Source organism: Nocardioides antri (assembly GCF_008373765.1).
Classification (GTDB): domain Bacteria; phylum Actinomycetota; class Actinomycetes; order Propionibacteriales; family Nocardioidaceae; genus Nocardioides; species Nocardioides antri.
In genome coordinates, this window is the sequence record NZ_VUJW01000043.1 from 1 (window position 1) to 346 (window position 346).

Annotated in this window: 1 protein-coding gene; it reads right to left on the reverse strand. The window is 71.1% G+C overall.

The genetic code is table 11. From position 1 onward, the window contains the following. Positions 1-346, reverse strand: a 346-nt coding sequence (locus tag F0U47_RS20360) for a thioesterase family protein (protein ID WP_246159718.1), incomplete at both ends; no start/stop codon positions are given.

The following is a 346-nucleotide window of genomic DNA, read 5'->3' on the forward strand; positions in this document are numbered from 1 at the left end:
CACCGCGCGCAGCATGATCGGGGCGAGGTAGTCGCCATCGGTGCGGGCGACGACCACCTGGAGGGCGCGGACGCGGGGCATGCCGCGGCCCAGCTCCATGAAGAGCCGGATCCGCGCCTCCTGGAAGTACTCGTAGTAGACGACGTTGTTGACGTGCCGGTAGACGTCGACGTCACTGAACCGCACCTGGACCGGGTAGTGGCCCGCGCGACCGCGGTCGACGACCACCCGTTCCGCCCGCTCGCGCTTGACGGGCTCGAGGTAGACCTCCAGCGCAGCGCGCTCCTCGGGCGTGAGCCGGCGCGGGCTCTCGGTGTCGAAGCGGTACGGCGCCAGCACGGTGCTG